Consider the following 26,710-nt stretch of genomic DNA (forward strand, 5'->3'; position numbering starts at 1 on the left):
CGCTGCCCTGCTCGATGATGCGTCCGTTTTCGATGACGGCGACGTGGTTGCAAATTTCTTTGATGACCTGCATCTCATGCGTGATCAAAACGATGGTCAGGTGCAGACGACGATTGATATCTTTCAAAAGATCAAGGATCGCTTTGGTGGTTTGCGGGTCGAGCGCGCTGGTCGCTTCGTCGCAAAGCAGCACTTTCGGTTGGGAAACTAACGCGCGGGCGATGCCGACACGTTGCTTTTGACCGCCGGAAAGTTGGGCGGGGTAGTTGTTGCGGCGTTGCGTCAGGCCGACGAGTTCCAAAATCGGCTCGATCCGTTCTTTTTGTTCCGCTTTGGAAAGTCCCGCGAGTTCTAACGGAAACGCGATGTTTTCGTAGACGGTACGATGACTCAGCAAGTTGAAATGCTGGAAGATCATGCCGATATGTTTGCGTTCGTTACGTAATTCCTGTTCGCTCATCGCCGTCAGGTTTTTGCCGTCGACCCAAACTTCTCCTTCGGTCGGCGTTTCCAACATGTTGATACAGCGGATCAGCGTCGACTTGCCGGCCCCGGACAGGCCGATGATACCGCAAATTTCGCCTTCGGGGATATGCAGGTCGATATCCTTGATCGCGTGCACCGGTTGCGGACCGGGATATATTTTGCTGATGTGTCGCAAATCTATCATTTTCTCACTCCTTTAACCACTAAAAAACTCTTCACCAAAAGATGAAGAGCCGGTCGACTTCATCTCTCGGGATCACTCCCGCGGAATTGGCACCGTTCTCCGTGGGGAGATGGTTGCCGCGACGTCATTGGGCCGGTCCCTCGGTCACTCTGGATGAAAAGTGGTGTATTTCGTTGTTGATTAACGCTGATTATAGCACTATGAAAGAATGAATGTCAAACAGTAATTTAGAGACGACTCCTTGCGTTTTTTGTATAGGACCGTTTTGAGCAGCGCAAAATGCGACCGTTTCGGGCTTGAAGGGGATTTTAGTCGAGCTCTACATATTGAATAATCTGTTTTTAGGATTGCACTCAGACTACAATATGTAGTATACTCAAATCTAAAGAGGCGGCTTGTGAAAAGTCGATAAAACGTAAGGGAGGCAGTGGTACTATGTTGGAAGTCATCAAGCGCGACGGCGACAAAACTGTTTTTGACAGGTCGAAAATTACGATCGCGATCGAAAAAGCAATGAACAGCTCGAGCGGCGTGTATGAAATCGGTCAGGCGGACAAAATCGCCTGGGAAATCGAACAGGAAGCGCGTCAGCAGGAAAAGCCTTTAACGATCTATGAAATCGAAGATAAAGTCTATTATAAGCTCATTGAGAACCACAATCCGGCAACGGCTCGCGCGTACGAAAACTATAAAGCGGTACAGGCGTTCAAACGTCATGAAAATACGACCGATGAAAGTATTTTCGGTTTATTAAATAAAAGCAATATCGCCGTCTTGGATGAAAACTCCAATAAAGACGCGCATGTCGTTTCGACACAGCGCGATTTGATCGCCGGCGAAGTATCGAAAGATATCGCCCGCCGCAAACTGATTCCCGCCGATATCGTGCAGGCGCATGACAGCGGCGCGATTCACTTCCATGACATGGACTACATCATTCAGCCGATGTTCAACTGCTGTCTGATCAATTTGGAAGACATGCTTACCAACGGCACTGTCATCAACGGGAAGAAGATCGATTCGCCGAAATCGTTCCAAGTCGCCTGTACGGTAACGACGCAGATCATTGCGCAGGTCGCCAGCGGCCAGTACGGCGGACAGAGCATCAACGGCATCGATCGGATCTTGGCTCCTTTCGTGCGTAAATCGTTCAACAAAATTCTCAAGAGCGTGCTCGAAGAGCAGCGTGATATTTATGAAATGGAACCGGATCAGGAGAAAGCGGAAGCGATTGCCTGGAAACGTACCCGTAAAGAAGTAAAAGACGGCATTCAGACGATCCAGTACCAGATCAATACCTTGATGACGACCAACGGCCAGGCGCCGTTCGTTACGTTGTGCATGTATTTCCAACCGGATTACGAATACGCCAAAGAAGCGGCGATGATCACGGAAGAAATTTTGGCGCAGCGTTTAGAAGGCGTCAAAAACGAGCAGAATGTCTACATCACGCCGGCATTCCCGAAACTCGTTTACGTGCTCGATGAACACAATATCACGCCGGACGCGCCGTACTACTACCTCACGGAACTCGCGGCGAAATGCACCGCGAAACGCATGTATCCGGACTATATTTCCGCGAAAAAAATGCGCGAAAATTATGAAGGCAATGTATTTTCGCCGATGGGCTGCCGCTCCTTCCTGCGTCCGTACCAGAACGAACAGGGCGAATACATTTGGGACGGCCGCTTCAATCAGGGCGTCGTTTCGCTGAACTTGCCGCAAATCGGTATTTTGGCGGAACATTCGGAAGAAAAATTCTTTGAAATTTTGGAAAAACGCCTGCAACTTTGCTACAAAGCATTGATGTTGCGCTATGATTTCTTGAAAGATGTCGTGAGCGACGTATCGCCGATTCATTGGCAGTACGGAGCGATTGCCCGCCTCAAACCGGGCGAAAAGATTTATCCGTACTTGCAGAATACGTATTCCACGCTTTCCCTAGGTTACATCGGCGTGTATGAAGCGACCAAACTCATCACCGGTGAATCGCATACCGGCGAAAAAGGTCACGCGTTCGCCGCGCGCCTGATGCGCCGTCTGCGCGAAGCGGTCGATACCTGGCAGGAACAGACCGGTTTGGGATTCTCTCTGTACGGCACGCCGGCGGAAAGCCTGACCAACCGTTTCTCGTCCATTGACCGCGCGCGTTTCGGCGAAATCGAAGACATTACGGATAAAGGCTACTACACCAACAGCTACCATGTGGACGTACGCGAACCGATCAGCGTCTTTGATAAATTCCGTTTTGAATCGGAATTCCAAAAACTTTCGACCGGCGGCTGCATCTCGTATGCGGAAATTCCGAATATGAGCGGCAACGTTGATGCGGTACTGACGATGATGAACTTCATTTATGACAACATCTGCTACGCGGAATTTAATACCAAATCGGATTACTGCCATGTTTGCGGCTTTGACGGTGAAATCAAAGTCAATGACGATATCCAGTGGGAATGCCCGCGTTGCCACAACACCGATCGCAATCTGTTGACGGTCATCCGTCGGACATGCGGCTATCTCGGTGAAAACTTCTGGAACGAAGGCCGCACGAAAGAAATCCGTGACCGCGTCCTCCATATCTGAGGCGAGCATGCGTTACGGACAAATCCGGCACTACGATATCGCCAACGGTGAAGGCATTCGGACAAGCATTTTTGTTACGGGCTGCACTCACAATTGTCCGAATTGCTTCAACGTCGAATACCAGAATTTCCAGGCCGGTAACCTTTGGACCGACAAGGAAACCGCGACGGTGGTCGACTACATCAATGACCCGAATGTGGCGGGTCTGACCCTTTTGGGCGGCGAGCCCATGCAAAATGTCGAGGGATTGATCGAGGTCGTGCGCGCCGTGCGAGCGGCCCAGCCGCAAAAAAATATTTGGGTGTATTCCGGTTACACCTGGGAAGAGATTATCAGCAATCCCGTTCGTTTATCGCTCCTGCGTCTGTGTGACGTCCTCGTTGACGGGCGCTTTGTGGACGCGTTGCGTGACCCCGCGTTGCGTTTCCGCGGCTCCTCGAATCAGCGCGTCATCGCGATCGGAGAATCTCTTTTGCAAGGGAAAGTAGTATTGCATCGAGATATTCATACGCATCGTCCGATTACGACGACAGCGGATACATAATCAAAAAAAAGACGGCTTTCGCCGTCTTTTTTGTTGCGAGAGTAATAATCTGAAGTCCTTGTGCGATACGAGTGAATTTACGCTTTTCAAGAGCTTTACCGATAACGAATAACGGAGCGCAAGATCGCGGAAGCAAAAAATCTTGCGAACTATCCAATGACGGTTTGTCCGTCGCCTTCTTTGTGCTATAATAAATGCGCATAGAATGGTGGCACGAACCATATATTCTAGTTGAAAACGTGCGATAGGATACTAGATCAAAAAAGGCGCTATTGAAAAATAGCGCCTTTTATCTTGCCATCGAAAGACCGGTTGACATAAAACGACCGATTTAATGAGCTCTTCAAGAAAAGATTTTCACTCGTTGCCCGCGCCTTTCACTTTGCCGGGCACGCGTTCCGGTGTTTTATCATCGTCGTCGCTACTACTCTTGGCGGACGATTTTTTATCTTTCTTTTCGCCATCCTTATCTTTCTTGTCGGAATCTTTATCTTCGTCTTTTTTATCGGAATCCGATGCAGGTTGGTAAAAACCTTCCGCGGCGATTCCCTCGACACCCGCCGGCGTCGGGAAACGGTTGGCCGGCATGTCGGCGACGGCCGCGTGCATGAAGTCACGCCAGATGGCCGCCGGAACGGTACCGCCCGTCAATCCCTGTAAGGTTCCGTCAAAGTCATCGCCCATCCAAACGGCCGCGGTGACGTCCGGCGTATAGCCGACAAACCACGCGTCTTTAGTGTCGTCCGTCGTACCGGTTTTGCCTGCCATGGGACGACCGATGTACGCATTACCGCCCGTGCCGTGCAAGACGGCGGATTCGAGCATATTCGTAACGATGTACGCCGTTTTTTGACTGATGACCTGCGTGCCTTTAGCGGTATTTTCTTCCAATACATTACCGTTGCGATCCACAATTCGAATGATCGCCAGCGGTTCCATGTGCACCCCGCTGTTGGCCAGTACGCCGTACGCCGAGGCCATGTCGAGCGGAGTGACGCCTTGCGTTAACCCGCCCAAGGCGGCGGCCAGGTTCTCATCATTGTTGCCGCCCTTGAAGACGAGCGTACTGATGCCCATGTTTTCCGCGTTGGCGAGGATATTATGCATGCCGACCTCCTGCGCGATTTTGACGGCCGGCACATTGACGGAATTCATCAAGGCCTGACGCAATGTCATTTTACCGCTGAATGTACGGCTGTAGTTTTGCGGACTCCAGCCGGCGATGGTGATCGGTGAGTCGTCGACAATCGTGCCCGGGGTCATGCCTTTTTCCACGGCACTGATATAGACGAAGGGCTTAAATGCCGAGCCCGGCTGGCGCACCGCCTGAGTGGCGCGATTGAAATGGTCCGTGCCGCGTCCGCCGACCATCGCTAAAATATGGCCGTTGTGCGGATCGATGGCGACGATAGCGCCTTGCGGTTGCCGCAAGCCGTTGGCATCGGTGTAGAAGTCGGGCAGATTCGCTTCCAATGAACGTTCCGCCGCTTCCTGCATATCCAGATCCAACGTCGTGTAAATTTTCAAGCCTTCTTTATAAAGCGCTTCCGAATCGTACTTGTCGCTGATTATCTGCTCGATGTAGCTGATGAAATAGGAAGCGCGGGAGCCGCGAATCTGTTTCAGGCTTTCCTGTGAGCGCAAGCCCAAATCTGCCGCCTTGGCGGCGTCCGCGTCTTCTTGCGAGATGAAGCCGTACTTGGCCATCTGATTCAAAACCGTAGCCTGTCGCGTTTTCGCCGCTTCCAAATTGCTGAACGGGGAGTAGTAGTTAGGACTTTGCGGTAAACCGGCCAGAAGAGCGCATTGCGCCAAGTCCAGGTCGCTTACCGGTTTACCGAAATAAATATTGGCCGCAGTTTGAATCCCATAGGCGCCTTCACCGAAATAAATTTGGTTCATGTACATTTCCAAAATTTCGGGTTTGGTGTATTCGCGTTCGATCTGCAACGCCAAAATCGCTTCCTGGAATTTACGCTCCAAGGTCCGATTCTGCGTCAAAAACGCGTTGCGGGCCAGCTGTTGCGTAATGGTACTGCCGCCTTGCGCGATGCCGTTGTGCGTGATGTTGGCAAAGACCGCGCGCATGATGCCGCGGGGATCGATACCGTGATGATCATAAAAACGGATATCTTCCGCCGCCAAAAAGGCATGCTGCAAATTCTCAGGGACCTGATCCAGCGAAACCGGTAACCGGTTTTCCTCCGCATGAATGGTCGTAATCAGGCGACCTTTGATGTCAAAAATCTGCGATGACGCCGCCGGGGTATCCGTTTGCTGCACATCGGGCAAATTGCTGATGGTAGCGCCGATAAATCCGCAACCGGCACCCAGAAAAATGACCAGCGCGATAATCGCGGCGATAATGAGCGTACTTTTATTTGCACCGCGCTTTTTCCGTTTCCTTGCGCGCGCGCTCGAATGTCGCATAAATGCCTCCTTTTAATTATTCATACTTCTATTTATTATACCATTAATGGCATCTTTTATAAATTGCAGATCAAGGAGAGGAAAATATACTATCAACAATAAAAAACCTCCCTTTGCAAGGGAGGTTTTGCAAATTCTTACTTGTTGTACAATTCGACGATGAGCGTTTCGTTGATGTCGTTCGCGAACGGCAATTCTTCACGCAGCGGGAGACGGGTGTAAGTGCCTTCCCATTTGTCGAAGTTCTTTTCTATATAAGGCAGCTCGAAGGAACGAACTTCCTGGAAGCTGGCTTTGAACATTTCATTGGCACGTTGATCTTCTTTCAACGAGATGACCTGACCCGGGGTTACGTTATACGACGGGATGTCAACGCGTTTGCCGTCAACGAGGATCAAGCCGTGGTTCACCATCTGGCGAGCCTGACGGATCGAACGCGCGAAGCCGATGCGATAGACGAGGTTGTCCAGGCGGCTTTCGAGGAGGAAGAGAAGGTTTTCACCGACGATGCCTTCCATTTTACGCGCTTTGACGTAGTAACGGTAGAACTGACGTTCCAATAAATTGTAGATAGCTTTAACTTTCTGTTTTTCCAAGAGCTGGGTGCCGTATTCCGAGATTTTACGCGGGCGGCGCTCTTTGGACTGCCGTTTTAACGCTTTCGGATGACCGTAGATGTTGAGGTCAAACCGTCGGCTCGCCTTAAAACGTGCGTTCCGATTTGTTGCCATGCAATCACTCCTTTACAAATTTGGCAATAGCTTGTTTACAAGCTTTACAAGTGTACCATGAATATTGTTTCATGTCAATCATAAATAGTGCGTCGGGAAAGTTTACGAGGCGCTTCATATACATACGCGTATAATTCCGGTGAGCCGTCGCTGCGGCGTCGTTGATGCACGCCTTGGATTTCGGGTGCGAATCCCGGCAAGGCCTGCATCGCGCGTTCGAGAACCGTAAAGTATTCGACGGCGGTTTCCGTCCAACGTTCCCCGGCGACGATGGTGAAAATGCCCGGCGGATACGGCAGCGCGCCTTCCAATGCGATTTCGCCCGAAAGTTCGCGAAGCGGCAGCGCGCGCGCCTGATTGCGGCGGAGCGCAAGCGTGGCTTCGGCGGCCGACAGGGCGACCGGCGGTAAATATTCGGCCGCGAACAGTTTGCGCTGCAATTGGCTGACGTTTGCTTCTTTGTAAAAATTGTGCAGTTTTTGGCACAGCCAGCGGATGGATCGTGCGCGGTAGACGTCCGGATACGCCGCCGCTACGCGGGGCAGCACATCGGCGACGGGGACGTCCTCATCAATGGCGTCTTCCAGTTGCACGAGCAAACTGACCAATCGGTTCAACTTGGCGGCAGATTCCGCCGGAGTAATCAAAAAGAGCAGCGAGTTCAAATCGCTTTTTTCCGGCGTCATGCCGTGTTCCTGCAGGTAATGCGAGACGATGCTGCCCGGCACGCCGAAATCTTCATACGTGCCGTCGCGAAGGGAAATGCCCGGCGTGTACAGTAAAATTTTGCAGGGATCGAGCGCGTATTGCTCTTTGGCAAAACCGGTGAAGCCGTGCCAGGACGCGTCGGGATCGATGGCGAAATAGCGCCGATCGGAGATGATCACGTCGGTCGGGATATCTTTCCAGGGAGTACCGTCAACGGTCGGCGGTACAAAGGGTTGGAAATACCGGCAGCGTTTCAGGATTTCTTTTTTGGCATCGGTCGCCACTGTCGCGGCATCGCGCCAAAGTTGTTCGCCGTGCGGGGCTTCATGAATTTTCGCGTTCATATCGAGTGACGCGAAAAGCGGATAGTTCGGTGACGTCGACGCGTGCAGCAGAAACGCGTCATTGAAACGGTCGTGATTGACGTACCGCGCCTGATCTTTAATGTGATTATCCTTTTTATGAATCTGCGAGGTTTGCGCAAATCCCGCCAACTGTTTGTGCACGGACTGCGTCACCAAAATCCCCGGATCGTTCGGGCCGAGTTCCAGTGTGAGAGGACTCATCGGCGCGAGCATGGGCAAAAACTGTTCATAGCCGACCCAGGCGCAATCAAATAAAATGTAATCGCATAATTGACCGACGCTTTCTACGATTTGACGGGCGTTGTACAAAACCCCGTCGTACGTGCCGAGTTGAAAAATACCGAGGCGGAACGGTCGCGGCATATCCGCTTTAGCGGCATCGACTTTGCGGATGCGTTCCCGCAATGCGTTTTCATCGAGCGCGGCCGCCGGCATGCCGCCGATAAAACCGTAGGGATTGCGCGTGGTTTCCAAATACACTGGTGTCGCGCCGGCGAGCACCAGCGCGCCATGGTGCGCGGATTTATGGTTGTTGCGATCGAAAAGCACCAGATCGCCGGGCGTCAATAACGCCGTCGCGCAGACTTTATTGGCCGTTGAGGTGCCGTTCAAGACGAAGTAAGTGCGGTCGCTGTGAAACACTTCGGCCGCATGTTGCTCCGCCGCCGCAGCGAAACCGTCGTGGGTCAACATGTCGCCCAGGTAACCGTCCGAAGACGAAAGGTCACTGCGGAACGTATTGGCGCCGTAAAAATCATAGAAGAGACGACCGGCGCGCGTGCGGCGGAAAAATTCGCCACCGTGATGGCCGGGAGTCGCAAAAGATGTCTGATCGCCGTCGGTATAATCGATCATCGCGGCGACAAAAGGCGGTAATAAACTTTGCTCAAATCGTTTTGCGGCCGTGAGCACCACTTCGCTCACTTGGTCTTTGCGCAGGCGTATAAAATGCGTCGCGTCACTGTTCACGATAAAACGAGGCAGGTCGTCGACATCTTGAAAGCGACGGGCGAGCGACTGATCCTCCGCGCTCAAGACAACGGCCGCGCAAGCGTCGGGATCCGCCTGCGCCGGACTGACAAAAGTCACGGCGGCGGGGGCGAATAACTCCCGCAACGCGAAACTGACAGCAAGTTGGGAAATAATCATACGAGCCTCTTTTCTGTAATGGTAAAAATTTGCTTTCATTATACTGGAAAATTCGCCGCGGGCGCAAAACCGCGCACATGTGATAAATAAAAATCTGCGTGGCAAAGTCTTTACTCGGCCATAAAAACTCGTTATTATATTTACATTATTATGAAAACAGCAGGAATCCGAGTTTGTGATGAAAATTTCTTGACAAACAGGACCTGAACGTCTAAAATAATACGAGTGAACTTTTGTCCTACCCATTAGCCCCGGAAAGGATAACCGTTTACGTTTCGATTTTGATAGGAGGAGTTTTACGCATGAAAACTACGTTTATGGCCAATCCGAGCAACATTGAGCGGAAATGGTACATCGTTGACGCGGAAGGCAAAACGCTCGGCCGTTTAGCTGCCGAAGTCGCGAAAGTCCTGCGGGGCAAACATAAGCCGACTTACACACCGCATCAAGATACGGGCGATTTTGTGATCGTCATTAACGCGGCGAAAGTCGTTGTTACGGGTAAAAAATTAGAACAGAAAAAATATTTCCGTCATTCCGGTTATCCGGGCGGCGGCCGTTTCATTCATCTGAACTGGCTCTTGGAACGTCGGCCGGAACAGGTTATTGAAATGGCGGTTCGCGGCATGCTGCCGAAGAACTCGCTGGGCGAAAATATGTATCGTAAATTAAAAGTATACGCCGGCGCGGAACATCCGCATGCTGCACAGCAACCGGAAGTACTTGAGTTGAACATTCGTTAACCGGAAGGAGGAACCGTAAATGGCAGTAGCACAATACTACGGCACAGGTCGTAGAAAGAAATCCGTTGCCCGCGTTCGTCTTGTTCCGGGCCAAGGCAGAATCATCATCAACAATCGTGAGATGTCGGATTACTTCGGTTTAAAGACACTCGAGCTGATCGTTAAACAACCGTTGGAACTGACCAACACCACCAATCAGTATGATGTTTTGGTCAATGTTCACGGCGGCGGCACGACCGGTCAAGCCGGCGCGATTCGTCACGGCATCAGCCGCGCGCTTCTGGAAGTCGACTCCGATTTCCGCAAAGCGCTCAAAAAAGAAGGTTTCCTGACTCGTGACCCGCGTATGAAAGAACGTAAAAAATACGGTCTTAAAAAAGCGCGTAAAGCAAGCCAGTTCTCGAAACGTTAATTCGTACCAAACAAAACCCTGCTTCGGCAGGGTTTTTTATTTACATAAACAGATTATATAAAGGTTTTTCGTTGGAACGAATACCGTACGGAAGAATCGTGTCGAAAGCATAAAAAAAGAATCTCCGCGGAGATTCTTTTTTTGTGGTCAAATGATTGTTTCGCCGTGATATTTTTCACCCGGCGCGTCCGGATACAGATTGTATTGAACCGTCCATTCATCTTTGTACTTAATCGCCTGGCTGTGAATGTTGTCCCATTGATCATGGGTGCGCACCACGCGTCCCGGCACACCGACGACGAGTGAATTCGGCGGGATCTGTTGATTTTCCAACACCAGCGCGCCGGCGGCGATAATCGAACCGCGGCCGACATGCGCGCCGGTTAAAATTTTAGCGCCCATGCCGATCAACACATGGTCTTCGACCGTGGCGCCGTGAACGACCGCGCTGTGACCGATGGTGACATAGTCACCGATGATGCAGGGATAACCTTTTGCCACGTGCAGGCAAACAAGGTCCTGCACATTGGAGTATTTGCCGACGGAAATGTAATCGACATCGCCGCGGGCTACCGCGTTGTACCAGAAGCTGCTCCATTCATCGGCGCGAACGTCGCCGACGATTTGAGCGCCTTTCGCGACATAGACGTTTTCATGCAAGGCGGGCGAAACGCCCTGGAACGAATCTCCATCATAAGTATACATAGGAACTTCCTTTCTTTTGCTTTCAAAAATTATTTCAGTAATTGCGGGGCGTTCTGCAAACGTTCTGTCATTTCATGAATAATTTCATCTACGATTTCTTTCGCCGGTTGGATCTTGGTCAAACGGTTCAAGCCTTGGCCGACCTGCACCACACCGTTTACCGTGTCGCCGTCGACCGCAGCGAGGCGATTCGTGCCGCGGGAAAGAGCGGTGAGAACTTCATCGGCGGCGCCTTCGCGCTCGAGACGCAAGTATTCATCCGTGAATGCGCTGCGCAAACCGCGGACATTGTTGTTGCGCGTAAAACCGGTGATGACGGAATCCGTATCGGTGGCGGCGATGATGGCGTCTTTCGAATTTTGATGGACTTGGCACTCTTCGGCTAAGAGGAAGCGCGAACCCATCTGTACGCCGTCGGCGCCCATCAGGAGAGCCGCCGCCATGCCGCGACCGTCGACAATCGAGCCGGCGACGATGACAGGAATATCGATTTCCGGAATGACGTTTGTCATCAGCGCCATCGTCGTTTGCATGCCGTCGTGACCGCCCGCTTCAAAGCCTTCGATAACCAGCGCGTCCGCACCTTTTTCCTGTACGCGTTTGGCGAGTTTGACGTTCGGCACGACCGGGATCGCTTTGACGCCGGCGCGATGCAGCGGCTCAAAGTAAGGCACCGGATTGCCCGCGCCGATGGTGGCGAAAGCGACTTTTTCTTCGCAAATAATGTCGAGAACTTCATCTTTGTTAGGCGCCTGCAACATCAAATTCACGCCGAAGGGATGATCGGTTAATTCCTTCGTTTTGCGGATCTGCTCATGAATCCATTCCGACGAACGACCGCCGGTCGCGATCACGCCGGTGGCGCCGGCGTTGGCGACGGCGCTTACCAGCGTCGATTCGGAGATCCAGGCCATGGCACCCTGAATAATCGGGTATTGAATACCGAGCAGTTCGGTCAGTTTCGTTTTCATACCATTTCCTCCTTAGAATGAATATTTTCTATTTATAACTTAATTATAAACTAAAATTGTCATGCGTTCAATGAAATCATGACAATGGTATTGCAAATTATGCATAATGAAACAGAAATTTTCACACGTCATAGCTCTTTATACAGCCAACGATGCGGTTCGCCTTCGTCCATATGAACTTCTTCGGGATCGCCGACATAACCGTTGCGCAAATAAAAGTTTTGAGCGCGCACTTGCGCGGAAAGCAAGATTTTTTGGCCGCCCAGTTTTTTGATAGCGTTCTCGGCCGCGTCCAAAATCACGGTGCCCAATTGCCGATGGCGGTGGTCTTTGGCGACGGCCATCCGACCGATGTAGTAGGTGTCGGCCTCTTCCGCCGGGAAAAAGCGACAGGTGCCTATCGCGCGATCATTTTCCCAGTAGATCACATGATGAGCGGATTCGTCGATTTCATCAAATTCGTTCTGAAAACCCTGCTCATGAATAAAAACATCCTCCCGCAGCTTACGTGCTTCGGCAGGCAATGTGGTACTGACAGTAATCATCGTATCGCTCCTTTACGTTTTCCGATGTTAGTATAACAAACGAATCGGTATTTTCGTAATCGTTTTAGCATTCCGGAAATGTCGTGAAAAAGGAGGGGGCTTCGGTTGGTCGTTGCGTCTTGAGATTTCTTTTGCTACAATGAATGCGGAAAGATTTTTTTACCACGGCTGGACAAAATTTGTCCCGCGGGCAAGCGAGGTGATTGCGACGAAAGAAGACGTATTGGTGAGTTTGGTTCCGGAACTTTTTGCCGAAGCGGAACGCCGGTACGCCGTTCTCAAAGAAGTCTCGTTGCAAGCGCCGATCGGACGCCGCGCCATTGCGGACGCGACAGGCTTTACCGAGCGGGTGGTGCGAGGTCTTGCCGCCGAGCTCGAGGCGAACGGCTTAGTGACCGTCACTCCCGCCGGCATTTCCATGACCCGACGCGGTGAGCAGCTGCTGATCGATTTGGCCGCCTATTTCCGCACGCGCCAATCGGTCAAGCGACTGGAACGCGAACTGGTAGACATTTTGGCGATGAAAGAGGTGCGGATTGTGCGTGGCGATTCGTCAAGGGATCGCGTCGTGCAACGTAATCTGGCGCAGGAAGGCGCGCTGCTTGTCGCCCGCTATTTGGCGGATGATTTAGTGGTCGCCGTGTCCGGCGGCACGACATTATCGCTGGTAGCCAAAGCGTTGCCGGAAAGTACGGCGAAAGTCACCGTCGTGCCGGCGCGCGGCGGTTTCGGCGAAACGCTCGAAACGCAGGCCAACACGATTGCGGCGATGGTGGCGCGGAAAACGCGAGGGACCTATCGCATGCTGCATGTGCCGGACGGATTTTCTCCGGAGCTGATTGATATCCTGCGGCGCGAGGATAAAAGCTTGCGGGAAGTGGAAGCGCTGATTCACCGCGCGGATCTTTTGGTCATGGGCATCGGTGATGCGGCGCGAATGGCGGATTTACGTCAAATTCCGCCGACCGAACGCGCGACGCTGATGACCGGCGGCGCGGTGGGTGAAACGCTTGGGTACTATGCTCGAGCCGATGGTGAAATTGTGTATTGCCGGCATAATGTCGGGCTGACGTTAGCGGAGCTCGAAAGCGTGCCGGAGGTAGTTTTGGTCGCCGGCGGGTCGCAAAAAGCGGCCGCGATTTTGGCGATGGCGCGGGCCGGAGTGCATGGCCGTTTGGTCACGGACGAAGGCGCCGCACAGGCGATTTATCAAATAGTGAACAGCCAGAGGAGGCAAACACATGTCAACAAAAGTCGGGATTAACGGATTTGGACGAATCGGCAGAAACGTATTTCGCGTAGCGATGAACAACCCGGAAGTGGAAATCGTCGCGATCAACGATCCGGGCAACATCGAAGCATTGGCGCATTTACTGCAGTACGATTCCGTGCATGGCGAAATCGATGCGAAAATTGAAATCAAAGGCTCCGCGCTTGTCATTGACGGGAAAGAAATCGAAGTCACGCAGGAACTGGATCCGGCGAAGATTCCATGGGGTAAAAACGGCGCCGAAGTAGTCATTGAATCCACCGGTCGCTTTACCAACGCGGAAGATGCGAAAAAACATTTGCATGAAACGGTGAAAAAAGTCGTGATTTCCGCGCCGGCAAAAAACGAAGATATTACGATTGTTATGGGCGTTAACCAGGATAAATATGATGCCGCTAAGCATCATGTCATTTCCAACGCGTCCTGCACGACGAACTGCCTCGCTCCGTTTACGAAAGTATTGCATGATACCTTCGGGATCAAAAAAGGTCTCATGACCACAGTGCATGCGTACACGAACGACCAGCGTTTGCTGGATTTACCGCATAAAGATATGCGTCGCGCCCGCGCGGCCGCGCAGAACATCATCCCGACGAGCACCGGCGCGGCGAAAGCGATCGCTCTCGTGATTCCGGAACTCAAAGGCAAATTGAACGGCTTCGCGATGCGTGTGCCGGTACCGAATGTATCGATCACCGATTTGACTTGCGAAGTCGAAAAAAATACGACGGTCGAAGAAGTCAACGCGGCGCTGAAAAAAGCCGCGGAAGGCGAACTCAAAGGCATCCTCGGTTACTCGGAAAAACCGCTTGTCTCCAGCGACTACAACGGTTGCCCGAACAGCTCGACAGTCGACAGTCTCTTGACCTCGGTCATCGACGGAAACATGGTGAAAGTGGTTTCCTGGTATGACAACGAATGGGGCTATTCCAACCGCTTGGTGGATCTCGTATCCTACATCGGTAAGCAAGGTTTATAATGGTAAAGGCCGCATTTTGCGGCCTTTTTTTACTAAGGAGGCAATATGCCGGTATTACAAGTGACGGATCTTGATGTAGCGGGCAAAAAAGTTTACGTGCGTGTAGACTTTAACGTACCGCTCGCTGATGACGGCACGATTACGGATGATACGCGCTTGCGCGCTGCGGTGCCGACCGTTCAATGGCTGCGCGAGCATGGTGCGGCCGTCATTTTGGCGGCGCATTTGGGACGCCCGAAAGGGAAAGCGGTAGCGGCGCTTTCGCTGCAAGCGGTAGTGGCGCATTTGTCTGCGCTTTTGGGGACCCCGGTGCAATTTGCCGCGGACTGCGTGGGCGAAGAAGCCAAGCAAAAAGCGGCGCGACTTGCCGCGGGCGAAGTGTTGCTGCTCGAAAATGTGCGCTTCCATGCGGAAGAAACGAAAAATGATCCGGCCTTTGCCAAACAATTGGCGGAGCTGGCGGATCTCGCGGTCAATGACGCTTTCGGCGTTTCGCATCGGGCGCACGCGTCCGTGGTCGGCGTGAGCGAATATTTGCCGATGGCGGCGGGCTTACTGCTCCACGAAGAAATCGAACACCTCGATAAAGCGGCCAAGAATCCGAAACGTCCGTTCGTGGCGATTATCGGCGGCGCGAAAGTGTCGGATAAAATCGGCGTCATTCAACGTTTTGTGGAATTGGCGGATACCGTCATCATCGGCGGCGGCATGGCCAATACCTTCTTGTTGGCACAAGGATACGAAATCGGCACATCACTCGTTGAAAAAGATAAACTCGATGTGGCGCAGGCAGTGATTAAAGCGGCGGCGCAACATCAAACCGAACTGCTGTTGCCGACGGACGTGGTAGTCGCTCCGGAATTTTCCGCCGATGCGACGCCGACGATCGTGCCGGTCGCGAATGTACCCGGCGATCAGATGATTTTGGACGCGGGTCCGGACACGGTGGCGGCGTACGAAGCGGCGATTCGCGATGCGGCGACGATTGTTTGGAACGGTCCGCTGGGCGTGTTTGAGTTCCGGGCTTTTGCCAAAGGAACGCAGGCGCTTGCCCGGGCGGTCGCGCAAAGCAACGCCTATTCGATCGTCGGCGGCGGTGACAGTGTAGCGGCTGTCAACCAAAGCGGCGTGGCGGATCAAATTTCTCATATTTCGACCGGCGGCGGCGCTTCCTTGGAATACTTGGAAGGCAAACTTCTGCCGGGTATTGCCTGCCTGGCGCAGAAAAAGGAGGGCATCGATGCGTAAACCTATTATTGCCGGAAACTGGAAAATGAATACGGATCTGTCCCGGGCTTGCGAACTTACGGAAGAACTCGTCGGCAAAGAACTTGCCACAAGGGCGGAAGTCATTTTATGCCCGCCGTTTATTTCGCTGGCCGCGGTCGGCGAACGAATTGCGGACACCCCGCTTAAACTCGGTGCGCAAAACATGTACTGGGAAGAATCCGGAGCGTTTACCGGTGAAATATCCCCGACCATGCTGACATCGGTCGGCTGTGAATATGTCATTTTGGGACATTCGGAACGTCGGCAACTGTTCAGCGAAACGGATCCTCGCGTCAATAAAAAAGCGAAAGCGGCGCTCGATCACGGCTTAACGCCGATTATTTGCGTCGGTGAAACGCTTCGTCAACGGGAAGAAGACGAATGGCGCGGTCATATTGAAAGCCAGGTCAAAGCGGCGTTGATTAATCTGTCCGCGGAGGAAGTGGCGACGCTTGTCATGGCGTACGAACCGATCTGGGCGATCGGCACGGGCAAAACGGCGACCGTTGAGCAGGCGAATGACGTCTGCCGTCTCATTCGCGTGACGATTGAGACCATCGCCGGCCACGATGTGGCGGAAGCGGTGCGCATCCTTTACGGCGGCAGCGTCAAACCGGACAACATCAGCGCGCTGATGGCGGCGCCGCACATTGACGGCGCTTTGGTCGGCGGCGCATCTCTCAAGGCCGATGATTTCGCAGCGGTGGTTAATTATGAAAAATGAAGGAGTATCTTCCGGTCGCGGACCGGTGATGCTGGTGATCATGGACGGTTGGGGCATCGGTAAATCGGGCGATCCGTATGATGCGATCCAAACGTCAGGCATTACCCATTTTCCGCAATGGTGGAAAGAATATCCGCACGCGACGCTGACCACTTCGGGTGAAAAAGTGGGATTGCCTGCGGGGCAAATCGGTAACTCCGAGGTCGGTCATTTGAATATCGGCGCCGGGCGGATCATGTTTCAGGATTTGACGCGGATTCATCGTGAGATTGCGTCGGGAGAATTTTTCCGGCAACCGGTGCTTGTCGAACTGCTGGAAAAAGTCGCAGCAAGAGGCGGAGCGCTCCACCTTCTCGGTCTCGTTTCGCCGGGCGGCGTACACAGTCACGAAGAGCATTTGTTGGCGTGCGTCAAAGCGGCGCACGAGCATGGTATTAAAGAGGTGTACGTGCATGCGTTTTTAGACGGGCGCGATGTGCCGCCGAAATCCGCGGGGCCGTCGCTTGCGCATGTGGAAGAAGAAATGCAAAAAATCGGTTGCGGACGCATCGCCACATTGTGTGGCCGTTACTATGCCATGGATCGCGACAAACGGTATGAACGCACGCGTCTCGCGTATGATTTGGTGACCGCGGGCGCGGGAACGATCGCGCCGACGGCGGCGGAAGGTTTGCAACGCGCGTATGATCGCGGCGAGACGGATGAATTCGTGTTGCCGACACGGATCGGTGAGGCGGTTACCATGCAGCCGAAAGACGGCGGCATTTTTATCAATTTCCGTCCCGACCGGGCGCGGCAATTGACAGCGGCGATCGCTGAGGTCGAATTCGCAGGCTTTGAACGACCGCGGGTGCCGGCTTTGGAACTCATTACGATGACGCCGTATGAAGCGTCTTTCCATACGCCCGTGATTTATCGTAAGGAACAGCCGCAAAACACGTTCGGGGAATGGGTAAGTAAAGCGGGCTTGCGTCAGTTGCGCATCGCTGAAACGGAAAAATACGCGCATGTCACGTATTTCTTCAACGGCGGTCGCGAAGAACCGTTCCCGGGCGAAGATCGTATTTTAGTGCCGTCGCCGAAAGTGGCGACGTATGATCTGCAGCCGGAAATGAGCGCGTATATCGTGACGGAAAAATTACTGGAGGCGTTGCGCGCGCGTACGTACGATGCGATCATTTTGAACTTCGCCAATGCGGATATGGTCGGTCATACCGGCGTGCTGGCGGCGGCGCAGGAAGCCGTACGTACCGTGGATAAATGCGTGGCGGCGCTCTGGGAAGAAGTGAAATCACAAGGCGGTGAAATGCTGATTACCGCCGACCACGGGAACGCGGAACGCATGTGGGACGAGGCGTCGCAAGGCCCGAACACAGCGCATACGACGAACCCCGTACCGCTCGTATTGCTGAGTGAAAAGAATAAAAATAAAGCGCTCCATGACGGCATCTTGGCCGACTTGGCGCCGACGCTTTTAACATTAATGGGAATATCCGTGCCCGCCGAAATGACAGGCCGGTCACTATTGGACTAGGAGGACCTATGATGATTGTAGATATTCACGGCAGAGAAATTTTGGATTCGCGCGGCAATCCGACAGTCGAAGTGGATGTATTGCTCGATGACGGTACCCGCGGACGCGCGTCCGTTCCGTCCGGCGCGTCGACCGGCGTGTTTGAAGCGCTGGAATTACGCGATGGCGACAAGAGCCGTTACCAGGGCAAAGGCGTGCAAAAAGCGGTCGAACATGTCAATGAACGCATCGCGCCGGAATTAATCGGCTTGCCGGTGACCGAGCAGATTTTGATCGACTCGATCATGTGCGGTTTGGACGGTACGGACAATAAAAGCGAACTCGGCGCGAACGCGACCTTGGGCGTTTCCATGGCGGTGGCCCGCGCGGGCGCGGCGGCTTGCCATTTACCGCTCTATCGCTATCTCGGCGGCATCAACGCCTGCGAAATGCCCGTGCCGATGATGAATATTTTGAACGGCGGCATGCACGCGGATAACAACGTCGATATTCAGGAATTCATGATTATGCCGGTCGGCGCGGAATCCTTCGCCGAAGGCTTGCGCATGGGCGCTGATATTTACCATACGCTGAAAGTCGTTCTGAAAGAACAGGGGCTCGTTACCGCGGTCGGCGATGAGGGCGGCTTCGCGCCGAATCTGGCGTCGAATGAAGCGGCGATTCAGCTGATTTTGACCGCTGTCGAACGCGCCGGTTTCCGTCCGGGCGAAGACATCGTTCTCGCGCTCGACGCGGCCGCTTCGGAATTTTACAAAGACGGCGTTTACGATTTCGTCGGCGAAGGCGTGAAACGTTCCGCCGAAGAACTTGTTGAATACTACGCGGATCTCGTTCGCCAATACCCGATCGTATCGATCGAAGACGGCATGGACCAGGAAGATTACGTCGGCTGGAAACATCTCACGCAAAAACTGGGCAAAAAAATTCAGCTCGTCGGCGACGATCTTTTCGTTACCAACAGCGCCCGTTTGGAAAAAGGCATTCAGGAAGGCATCGCCAACTCGATCTTGATCAAAGTCAATCAGATCGGTACGCTTACGGAAACCATGGAATGCATCCAAATGGCCAAACGCGCCGCGTATACGACGGTGATTTCACACCGTTCGGGCGAAACGGACGACTCGCTGATTGCCGATCTCGCTGTCGCGGTCAACGCCGGCCAAATCAAAACCGGCGCGCCCGCGCGGATTGATCGCGTCGCGAAGTATAACCAGCTGTTGCGCATTGAAGAAGAACTGGAAGGCTTATCGCTCTATGGCGGCAAAGACATCTTCGCGCACTTGGAAAAATAAATCGTTATAAAAAAGAACTGCCGTTATGGCAGTTCTTTTTTATGTCTCGGCAAGCGTCAGATTGTGAAAGTGTAAAAAGTTTTGCGCCACTTTGGTGAGGGGGCGATCCCGCACGATGACGATGCTTTTTTGCACATAGAGATCGGGCACATCCAGCGCCGTATAGTAGACTTCGTTCGAAAAGTTTTCCGCTTCCTGTTCAGGCACGATTGCGCAGGCGCGATTTTCCCGTGCCCAAATGAGCGCCGCCGTACGCGTTGTGCAAATACTCAAAACGGACGGGGTGATTTCGTGCTTGTGACACGCGTCAAGGAAAATCGGCGCGCAGCCGCGCGAAAGCGCAAGCGGCGTGTGACGCAACGCTTCCAGCGAAACGATCGGCTGCCGCGACGCGTTCCAGCGGCTTTGACGGGAAGATGCGATCAGCAGGCGCTCCCGCTCCGTGTGCAAGATTTGAAACAGGTCGGGGTGCACCAGCGGCGCGTTGGCGACGCCGATTTCGGATTCGCCCGCCAAGAGTTGATTCGTCTGCTCGTTGATCGCCACCTCGTTTAAGCGGTGCTGTACTTGCGGATACGTGCGACTGAACGGTACTAGGTAGTCGCGGATAAACATCATCGCCGTCGACGGGGAAAGCGACACCTTCAAAATGCCCGCCGTGCCCTGCACGCGATGCGTGACTTCGCGCTTCAAATTATCTTCGGTCGCAAGCAGGTATTGGGCGCGCTCATAGAGATATTCGCCCGCCTCCGTCAGTTCGATTTTGCGCACGCCGCGGTCGGTTTTAATGAGCGGCGCGTTCAAGTGCTCTTCCAACTGTTTCAAGCGATGCGAAAGCGCCGGCTGGGCAATTCGTAATTGCCGCGCCGCCTCCGCGATCGTACCGGCGCGCGCGATCGTCATAAAATCGCGATAGTAATCCAGATCCATAGAAACTCCTTCTCGCTGTATCATCAATTTTGATACTTTCACTATACATCAAAATACATAAAAAATATATATCTTATGGACAAAACGAATATTTTATAAGTAAATGATTCGCTGTTACGATGAAATCAACAAGAAGAAGGGAGACGAGGATATGTTGGATGCAAGCAGATTACGTCATCCGAGTCTGTTTGAAAAAGTGGTTACGCCGGAGGAGGCGGCGTCTCTGATTACTGACGGCATGCATGTCGGTGTGGCGGGGTTTACTCCGTCGGGATATCCAAAGAAGACGACGCTGGCGCTGGCCGAGCAAATTAAAAACGGCAAAAAATGCCGGATTGCGATTTGGAGCGGCGCGTCGGTCGGACCGGAGATTGAAGAAGCGCTCGCGCAAGTGAACGGCGTGTATGAGCGCATTCCCTACTATGCGGCGAGCAACCGCACGATGCAAAAAGGCATCAATGAGCGGGATATCCGTTACATTGACTTGCATTTGAGCGAATTCGCGCAGCAGGTGGATTACGGTTTCTTCGGTGATGTCGATATCGCGATCGTGGAAGCCGCGGCGATTACCAAAGACGGTGACTTCGTGCTCGGCTCGGGCGTGGGCAATTTACCGATGTTTGTGAAACATGCCAAAAAAATCATTGTCGAAGTCAATACTTCCATTCCGTTGGAAATGGAAGGAATGCACGACATTGTCATCTTGGATAAGCCGCCGCGTCGGCGCGAAATTCCGATTTATAAAGCGTCGGATCGCATCGGTTCACCCTATGTGAAATGCGGTTTGGATCGTATCGACGCGATCGTCGAATCGGACATTTTGGACCATGTGCGCGATCTCGCCGCGCCGAATGAAGACACGGTCAAAATCGCCGAATACCTAGTTGATTTTTTGGAAAATGAAGTGCAGCACGAACGTTTGCCGGAAGAAATGCTGCCGATTCAGTCCGGCGTGGGCACGATCGCCAATGCCGTTTTGATGGGACTGAAGAAATCACGTTTCCATAACTTGACGATGTATTCGGAAATTTTGCAGGATGCGGTGTTCCACCTGATCCGCGACGGACATATCGTCGGCGCGTCGGGGTGCGCGTTTACGCCGTCGCCGACGGTGTGGAAAATGTTCAAAGAAGATCCGGCGCTGTATAAAAAAGCGTTGGTTTTACGGCCGCTCGATATTTCCAATCATCCGGAAGTCATTCGTCGCTTGGGCGTCATCGCGATCAACACCCCGATTGAGTTTGATATTTACGGGCAGGCGAATTCGACGCACGCCTCCGGCCGTAAGATGATCAACGGGATCGGCGGCTCGGGCGATTACATGCGCAACGGGTATCTCTCGATCTTCACCTCACCGTCGACGGGCGCGCACGGTGCGATTTCCAAAGTGGTGCCGATGGTAAGCCACGTCGATCACACGGAGCACGACAGCCAGATCTTCATCACTGAGCAGGGCGTAGCCGATACCCGAGGCATGGGACCGATTGAACGGGCGCACGAAATTATCACGCACTGCGCGCATCCGGACTATCGACCGTTGCTGGAAGAATATGTCAAACATGCACTGGCCGACGGCGGGCACGAACCGGTAGATCTCGCGCACGCGTTTACGCTGGCGTTGCATTTCCAAAACCATAAGGATATGCATTGCCGCTCGCTGTATGAAGACGACAAAGGAGAAAATTAACTATGAAATATGATGAAAAGCGTTTTGCCGAAGCGCAACAATCCTATGAAGAACGCGTGAAAAAAGCGACTTCGCGCTTTCCGGAGCGGCAGGAATTTGCCGCCAATCGTTTATATACACCGCAGGATATTGCGGACTTGGATTACAATGAAAAACTCGGCTTTCCGGGCGCCTATCCGTTTACGCGCGGTATTCAGCCGACGATGTATCGCGGTCGCCTGTGGACGATGCGGCAGTATTCCGGTTTTGCGACGGCGGAAGAAACCAACGCGTTATATAAATACTTATTACAAGCCGGCCAGACCGGTTTATCGGTAGCCATGGATTTGCCCACGCAGATCGGTTTGGATTCCGATTCGCCGCAAGCGCAGGGCGAAATCGGCAAAGTCGGTGTCGCGATCGATTCGCTACAGGATATGGAAGATATTTTTGACGGCATTCCGCTCGATAAAGTGTCCACTTCCATGACGATTAATGCGCCGGCCGCCGTACTTCTCGCCATGTATGTCGCGACCGCGGAGAAAAAAGGTATCGCCGCCAAAGATTTACGCGGCACGATTCAAAACGATATTTTGAAAGAGTACATCGCGCGCGGCACGTATATCTTCCCGCCGCGTCCGTCAATGCGCTTGGTAACCGATACATTCTCGTATTGCTCGCAGGAAATTCCGCATTGGAACATGATTTCCGTAGGCGCGTACCATATCCGCGAAGCGGGCGCGTCGATGGTGCAGGAAATCGCCTTTGCGTTCGCCAATGCGATCGCCTACATAGAAGCGGCATTGAAAGCAGGTCAGGATGTGGACGCGTTTGCGCCGGGCATTTCGTGGATCTTTACCGCGGGCTTGGATTTCTTCCCGGAAATCGCCAAATTCCGCGCGGCTCGTCGTCTTTGGGCGAGTATCATGAAAGAACGTTTCGGCGCGACCAAAGCGAAAGCGCAGATGTTGCGTTTCCATGTCCATACCGCCGGCTCCGTATTGACCGCGCAGCAGGATGACGACAATATCATCCGCATCGCCTGGCAGGCCATGTCCGCCATTTTGGGCGGCACGCAATCGCTCGCTTTGTGCGCTAAAGACGAAGCGGAATCGATTCCGACGCGCGAGTCGACAACGCTTGCGCTGCGTACGCAGCAACTGCTCGCCTTTGAAAGCGGCATTGCCGATACCATCGATCCGCTGGGCGGTTCGTACTATGTGGAAACATTGACGGACCAAATTGAACGCGAAGCCCGCGAATACATTCATAAGATCGATGAAATGGGCGGCGCGGTCGCGGCGATTGAACAGGGTTACATGCAGCAGGAAATGGCGACCCACGCATTTGAATATGAGCAGGAAATTGAAAGCGGCAAACGCACTGTCATCGGCGTAAATAAATACGTCATAGAAGATGAAGAGCATCACACGCAACTGTTGCAAGTCGATCCGGCCGTCGGCGATCGGCAAATGGCCAAACTGAAAAAATTAAAAGAAACCCGCGACAATGCCGCTGTCGAAAAAGCGCTCGCCAAAGTTCGCAAAGTCGCGCGCAGCGAAGAAAATATTATGCCGTGTCTGATTGAAGCGGTCAAAACCTATGCGACACTCGGTGAAATCTGTGGCGTTTTACGCGAAGAATTCGGTGAATATCATCAGGATCACCCGGCGTTTTAAGGAGGTTTCAGCATGGACTTGACCAAACAGCTTGCAGGCTACGCGGCCGGGTTGCAATACAAAGACTTAGCGGAAGAAACCGTGCAGAATGCGAAAAAATGCATACTGGATTGGGCGGGCGTCTGCATTCGCGGCTCGCAGGAAACGCCGATTCAAATTTTACGCGCGGTCTTGGGGCAAAATACCGGCGCGGATCAGGCGACGGTGCTGACTTCGCCGTTGCTGCGTACCGCCGCCTGGGATGCGGCGTTCTTAAACGGAGCGGCCTCGCACTCGCTTGACTTTGACGATCTGCATAACGCCTCTATTATTCACTTGGCGACGGTCGTCGTGCCGCCGGCGCTGGCGGTGACGGAAGCCGAGCACAAAAGCGGTCGGGATCTCATCACCGCGGTAGTGGCGGGTTACGAAGTCGGCGCCCGTGTCGGGGAGACGATCATTCCGGAATCGTACCATTTCTGGCACACGACGGGCACCGCGGGGATTTTTGGCGCGGCGGCCGCGGCAGGCCGTGCGCTCGGTTTAAATGATCGGCAGATGCTGCATAACCTCGGCACCGCCGGCACGCAGGCGGCGGGGCTTTGGGAATTTGTGGCGGAAGGCGCGATGAGCAAACCGATTCACGCGGGCAAGGCCTCTTACGCGGGCGTTTTATCCGCCTACATTTCCGCTCGCGGTTTTACCGGCGCCACGCATATTTTGGAAGGCGAAAAAGGATTTTGCAGAGCGCTTTCCCCCGATCCGCACTGGAGTAAATTGACCGATGGCCTCGGCAACGGCACATTCAAAATTGACGAGAACTCGTTCAAACCGTATGCCTGCTGTAAGCACGCGCACGCCGCCGTTTTCGCGGGCATTACCTTACGCGAGGAATGCGATTTGGGAGAGATGCAGGAAATTACCGTGGAAGTCAATGATATTACGGATAGCCTGATCAATAATGCGGCGCCGCAAACACCGTACGGTTGCAAATTCAGCATTCAATACTGCCTGGCTTGCGCATTAGTCTACGGTGAAGTGGGCATCGAACATTTCACGCCGCAAGGGATCGAAGATACCGCTATTCGCGACGTGATGAAAAAAATCAAAGTGGAGCGTTCGGCGGAAATCGAACAAATTAAAGCGGACGATCCGACTAAGCTGGCATCCCGTGTACGCATTGTCAAAAAGAACGGGGAGACGCTGGCAAAGCTCGTTGAATATCCGAAAGGCGATCCCGCCAACACCATGACCATCGAAGAAATCCGTGCGAAATATGACGGTCTTGCCGTTCCGATTATCGGCGAGAAAACCGCAGCTGAAATCGCGGAACTTATTTTGCATATTGATACGGAAAACGCTCCCGGTGAGGTGTTGCAAAAAATTGCGTTAAGCACGAAGTAAAAGAAAAGTTGGCAGGCGAGAAAAACTATATCGAAAAAATTAGTAGTCAATCTGCCGTTTTCAGGTTATAATGTAAGTGTAACACTTACTATTCGCAGTAGTTGTGAAAGGAGCTAACCATAATGGCATTTACATTACCCGAATTACCTTACGCATATGATGCGCTCGAACCGGTGATTGACAAGGAAACCATGCAATTCCATCATGACAAACATCATGATACGTATGTGAACAACTTGAATAAAGCGTTGGAAAAAGCACCCGAATGGGCGGCTAAAGATATCGAAGAGATTGTCGCCGACTGGGACAACGCGCCGGAAGAAGTTCGCCAAGCCATCCGCAACAATGGCGGCGGTCATTATAATCACAGCCTTTTCTGGCAGATGATGACACCGGTCAAAGACAGCAAACTGGAAGGCGCTATCCAAGCACAAATCGAAAAAGATTTCGGTTCGTTCGATGCGTTCAAAAAAGAATTCGGCGCAGCGGCGACCGGACGTTTCGGCAGCGGCTGGGCATGGCTGGTTTGGAACGGCAAGAAACTTGCGGTCGTTTCCACACCGAACCAGGATAACCCGCTGGCGGACGGTCAGAAACCTTTGCTCGGCATCGATGTTTGGGAACACGCGTACTATCTGAAATACCAAAACAAGCGCGCGGATTATGTCGATAATTTCTTCAAAGTAATTAACTGGAAATTTGTCAACGAATTATTCGCCGTCGCGAAAAAATAATTTACGCTGAAAAGCATGCCGCAAGGCATGCTTTTTTGGTGCGTGGACTTGCCCGAATAAACGAGAATGAGTATAATAAAGAAGAAACGAAAATATTCGATATAAATAAAACTTATCAGGGAGGTTTTATGATGTACGATGTATTAATTATCGGCGGTGGTCCGGCCGGCTTGAATGCAGCGATGTACGCGGCGCGCAAAGAATTGAAAGTCGGCGTGATCGCGGAACTGATCGGCGGTCAGATGACGCAAACCAAAGACATCGACAACTATCTCGGCTTTCCGGATGTCGAGGCGTATGAGCTGATTCAAAAAATGACGGATCACGCGAAAAAATATCCGATTGACTGGATCACGGGGCGCGTGGATCAATTAACGCGTGATGAAGACGGTAATTACAGCGCCGTTACGTCCGATGGTGAAACTTATCGCGGCCAATCCGCCATTATCGCTACGGGGCAACGCAGCCGCACGCTCGGCATTCCGGGCGAAGAGGCTTTGACCGCGCGCGGCGTAAGCTATTGCGCGACCTGTGACGGTCCTTTTTATCGCAACAAACGAGTCGCGATTGTCGGCGGCGGGGACAGCGCCGTCGAGGCGGCGATTGAAATGGCGCGGATCGCCTCCGAAGTGCATATTTTAATTCGCAGTCGTTTGCGCGCGACGGAACTTTTGATTTCCAAAATGCAGGA

At 52.9% G+C, this 26,710-nt stretch carries 23 protein-coding genes and 1 riboswitch; of the genes, 15 read left to right on the forward strand and 8 right to left on the reverse strand.

Going from position 1 to position 26,710, the window contains the following annotated elements; all coding sequences use genetic code 11:
• The coding region (locus tag KH813_RS01140) for a methionine ABC transporter ATP-binding protein (protein WP_303992183.1) at positions 1-670 on the reverse strand (670 nt) is incomplete at its 3' end.
• A gap of 56 nt (positions 671-726) precedes the next feature.
• Positions 727-830, reverse strand: a riboswitch (SAM riboswitch).
• 275 nt (positions 831-1,105) lie between these two features.
• On the opposite strand from KH813_RS01140, the gene nrdD reads away from it, so the two are divergent.
• Positions 1,106-3,256 (forward strand): anaerobic ribonucleoside-triphosphate reductase, encoded by a 2,151-nt coding sequence (gene nrdD / locus KH813_RS01145; protein WP_303992186.1) that lies wholly within the window; start codon positions 1,106-1,108, stop codon positions 3,254-3,256.
• A gap of 7 nt (positions 3,257-3,263) precedes the next feature.
• Positions 3,264-3,800: an anaerobic ribonucleoside-triphosphate reductase activating protein gene (gene nrdG / locus KH813_RS01150; protein ID WP_303992189.1), complete on the forward strand. Its 537-nt coding sequence runs from the start codon at positions 3,264-3,266 to the stop codon at positions 3,798-3,800.
• A gap of 357 nt (positions 3,801-4,157) precedes the next feature.
• On the opposite strand, the gene KH813_RS01155 is transcribed toward nrdG, so the two are convergent.
• The 3 genes from KH813_RS01155 to speC all read right to left on the reverse strand — a co-directional run bounded on the left by KH813_RS01155 (position 4,158) and on the right by speC (position 9,183).
• Positions 4,158-6,230 carry a transglycosylase domain-containing protein gene (locus tag KH813_RS01155; protein ID WP_303992192.1) on the reverse strand — a complete coding sequence of 691 codons (2,073 nt, stop codon included), beginning with the start codon at positions 6,228-6,230 and terminating at the stop codon, positions 4,158-4,160.
• 137 nt (positions 6,231-6,367) lie between these two features.
• On the reverse strand, positions 6,368-6,961 hold the full coding sequence (rpsD, locus tag KH813_RS01160) for a 30S ribosomal protein S4 (RefSeq protein ID WP_303990618.1): 594 nt from the start codon (positions 6,959-6,961) through the stop codon (positions 6,368-6,370).
• Between the two features lie 74 nt (positions 6,962-7,035).
• Entirely contained in the window at positions 7,036-9,183 is a 2,148-nt protein-coding gene (speC, locus tag KH813_RS01165) for an ornithine decarboxylase (RefSeq protein ID WP_303992194.1), read from the reverse strand.
• A 302-nt stretch (positions 9,184-9,485) separates the two neighbouring features.
• Here speC and rplM point away from each other — a divergent pair, with 302 nt between their 5' ends.
• Complete coding sequence (rplM, locus tag KH813_RS01170; protein WP_024049116.1) at positions 9,486-9,926, forward strand: 50S ribosomal protein L13; 441 nt, start codon at positions 9,486-9,488, stop codon at positions 9,924-9,926.
• Between the two features lie 19 nt (positions 9,927-9,945).
• Positions 9,946-10,338 (forward strand): 30S ribosomal protein S9, encoded by a 393-nt coding sequence (gene rpsI, locus KH813_RS01175; protein ID WP_303992197.1) that lies wholly within the window; start codon positions 9,946-9,948, stop codon positions 10,336-10,338.
• 147 nt (positions 10,339-10,485) lie between these two features.
• On the opposite strand, the gene KH813_RS01180 is transcribed toward rpsI, so the two are convergent.
• The 3 genes from KH813_RS01180 to KH813_RS01190 form a co-directional block, all read right to left on the reverse strand.
• Positions 10,486-11,043 (reverse strand): gamma carbonic anhydrase family protein, encoded by a 558-nt coding sequence (locus KH813_RS01180; RefSeq protein ID WP_303992200.1) that lies wholly within the window; start codon positions 11,041-11,043, stop codon positions 10,486-10,488.
• A 29-nt stretch (positions 11,044-11,072) separates the two neighbouring features.
• A complete protein-coding gene (locus KH813_RS01185; RefSeq protein WP_303992203.1) occupies positions 11,073-12,014 on the reverse strand; it encodes a nitronate monooxygenase family protein in 942 nt (313 codons plus the stop codon).
• A 128-nt stretch (positions 12,015-12,142) separates the two neighbouring features.
• Positions 12,143-12,559, reverse strand: coding sequence for a GNAT family N-acetyltransferase (locus KH813_RS01190; RefSeq protein ID WP_303992206.1), 417 nt, complete (start codon positions 12,557-12,559; stop codon positions 12,143-12,145).
• Between the two features lie 199 nt (positions 12,560-12,758).
• On the opposite strand from KH813_RS01190, the gene KH813_RS01195 reads away from it, so the two are divergent.
• The 6 genes from KH813_RS01195 to eno are packed head-to-tail and all read left to right on the forward strand — an operon-like array spanning position 12,759 to position 19,627.
• Complete coding sequence (locus KH813_RS01195) at positions 12,759-13,823, forward strand: sugar-binding transcriptional regulator (RefSeq protein ID WP_303992210.1); 1,065 nt, start codon at positions 12,759-12,761, stop codon at positions 13,821-13,823.
• Entirely contained in the window at positions 13,801-14,808 is a 1,008-nt protein-coding gene (gene gap / locus KH813_RS01200) for a type I glyceraldehyde-3-phosphate dehydrogenase (RefSeq protein WP_303992213.1), read from the forward strand. Before KH813_RS01195 ends, gap begins: the two co-directional genes overlap by 23 nt.
• A 45-nt stretch (positions 14,809-14,853) precedes the next feature.
• Positions 14,854-16,056 carry a phosphoglycerate kinase gene (pgk, locus tag KH813_RS01205; RefSeq protein WP_303992216.1) on the forward strand — a complete coding sequence of 401 codons (1,203 nt, stop codon included), beginning with the start codon at positions 14,854-14,856 and terminating at the stop codon, positions 16,054-16,056.
• Positions 16,049-16,801: a triose-phosphate isomerase gene (gene tpiA, locus KH813_RS01210; protein ID WP_303992219.1), complete on the forward strand. Its 753-nt coding sequence runs from the start codon at positions 16,049-16,051 to the stop codon at positions 16,799-16,801. Before pgk ends, tpiA begins: the two co-directional genes overlap by 8 nt.
• Positions 16,791-18,335 (forward strand): 2,3-bisphosphoglycerate-independent phosphoglycerate mutase, encoded by a 1,545-nt coding sequence (gpmI, locus tag KH813_RS01215; RefSeq protein ID WP_303992222.1) that lies wholly within the window; start codon positions 16,791-16,793, stop codon positions 18,333-18,335. Before tpiA ends, gpmI begins: the two co-directional genes overlap by 11 nt.
• 8 nt (positions 18,336-18,343) lie before the next feature.
• Positions 18,344-19,627 carry a phosphopyruvate hydratase gene (eno, locus tag KH813_RS01220; RefSeq protein ID WP_303992225.1) on the forward strand — a complete coding sequence of 428 codons (1,284 nt, stop codon included), beginning with the start codon at positions 18,344-18,346 and terminating at the stop codon, positions 19,625-19,627.
• 39 nt (positions 19,628-19,666) lie between these two features.
• Here the strand turns inward: eno and KH813_RS01225 are convergent, their stop codons facing one another.
• Positions 19,667-20,557: a LysR family transcriptional regulator gene (locus KH813_RS01225; protein WP_303992228.1), complete on the reverse strand. Its 891-nt coding sequence runs from the start codon at positions 20,555-20,557 to the stop codon at positions 19,667-19,669.
• Between the two features lie 151 nt (positions 20,558-20,708).
• Here KH813_RS01225 and KH813_RS01230 point away from each other — a divergent pair, with 151 nt between their 5' ends.
• The 5 genes from KH813_RS01230 to KH813_RS01250 form a co-directional block, all read left to right on the forward strand.
• On the forward strand, positions 20,709-22,244 hold the full coding sequence (locus KH813_RS01230; protein ID WP_303992230.1) for an acetyl-CoA hydrolase/transferase C-terminal domain-containing protein: 1,536 nt from the start codon (positions 20,709-20,711) through the stop codon (positions 22,242-22,244).
• A 2-nt stretch (positions 22,245-22,246) separates the two neighbouring features.
• Positions 22,247-23,902, forward strand: a complete 1,656-nt coding sequence (locus KH813_RS01235) for a methylmalonyl-CoA mutase (protein ID WP_034439857.1) — start codon at positions 22,247-22,249, stop codon at positions 23,900-23,902.
• 12 nt (positions 23,903-23,914) lie between these two features.
• The gene (locus KH813_RS01240; RefSeq protein ID WP_303992235.1) at positions 23,915-25,285 is read left to right on the forward strand and encodes an MmgE/PrpD family protein; all 1,371 of its coding nucleotides are present in this window, start codon (positions 23,915-23,917) and stop codon (positions 25,283-25,285) included.
• Positions 25,286-25,407: 122 nt separating this feature from the next.
• Positions 25,408-26,019 (forward strand): superoxide dismutase, encoded by a 612-nt coding sequence (locus tag KH813_RS01245; RefSeq protein WP_303992239.1) that lies wholly within the window; start codon positions 25,408-25,410, stop codon positions 26,017-26,019.
• Positions 26,020-26,147: 128 nt separating this feature from the next.
• Positions 26,148-26,710, forward strand: a 563-nt coding sequence (locus KH813_RS01250) for an NAD(P)/FAD-dependent oxidoreductase (protein ID WP_303992242.1), incomplete at its 3' end; no start/stop codon positions are given.

This window comes from Negativicoccus succinicivorans (assembly GCF_018373335.1).
Taxonomy (GTDB): domain Bacteria; phylum Bacillota; class Negativicutes; order Veillonellales; family Negativicoccaceae; genus Negativicoccus; species Negativicoccus succinicivorans_A.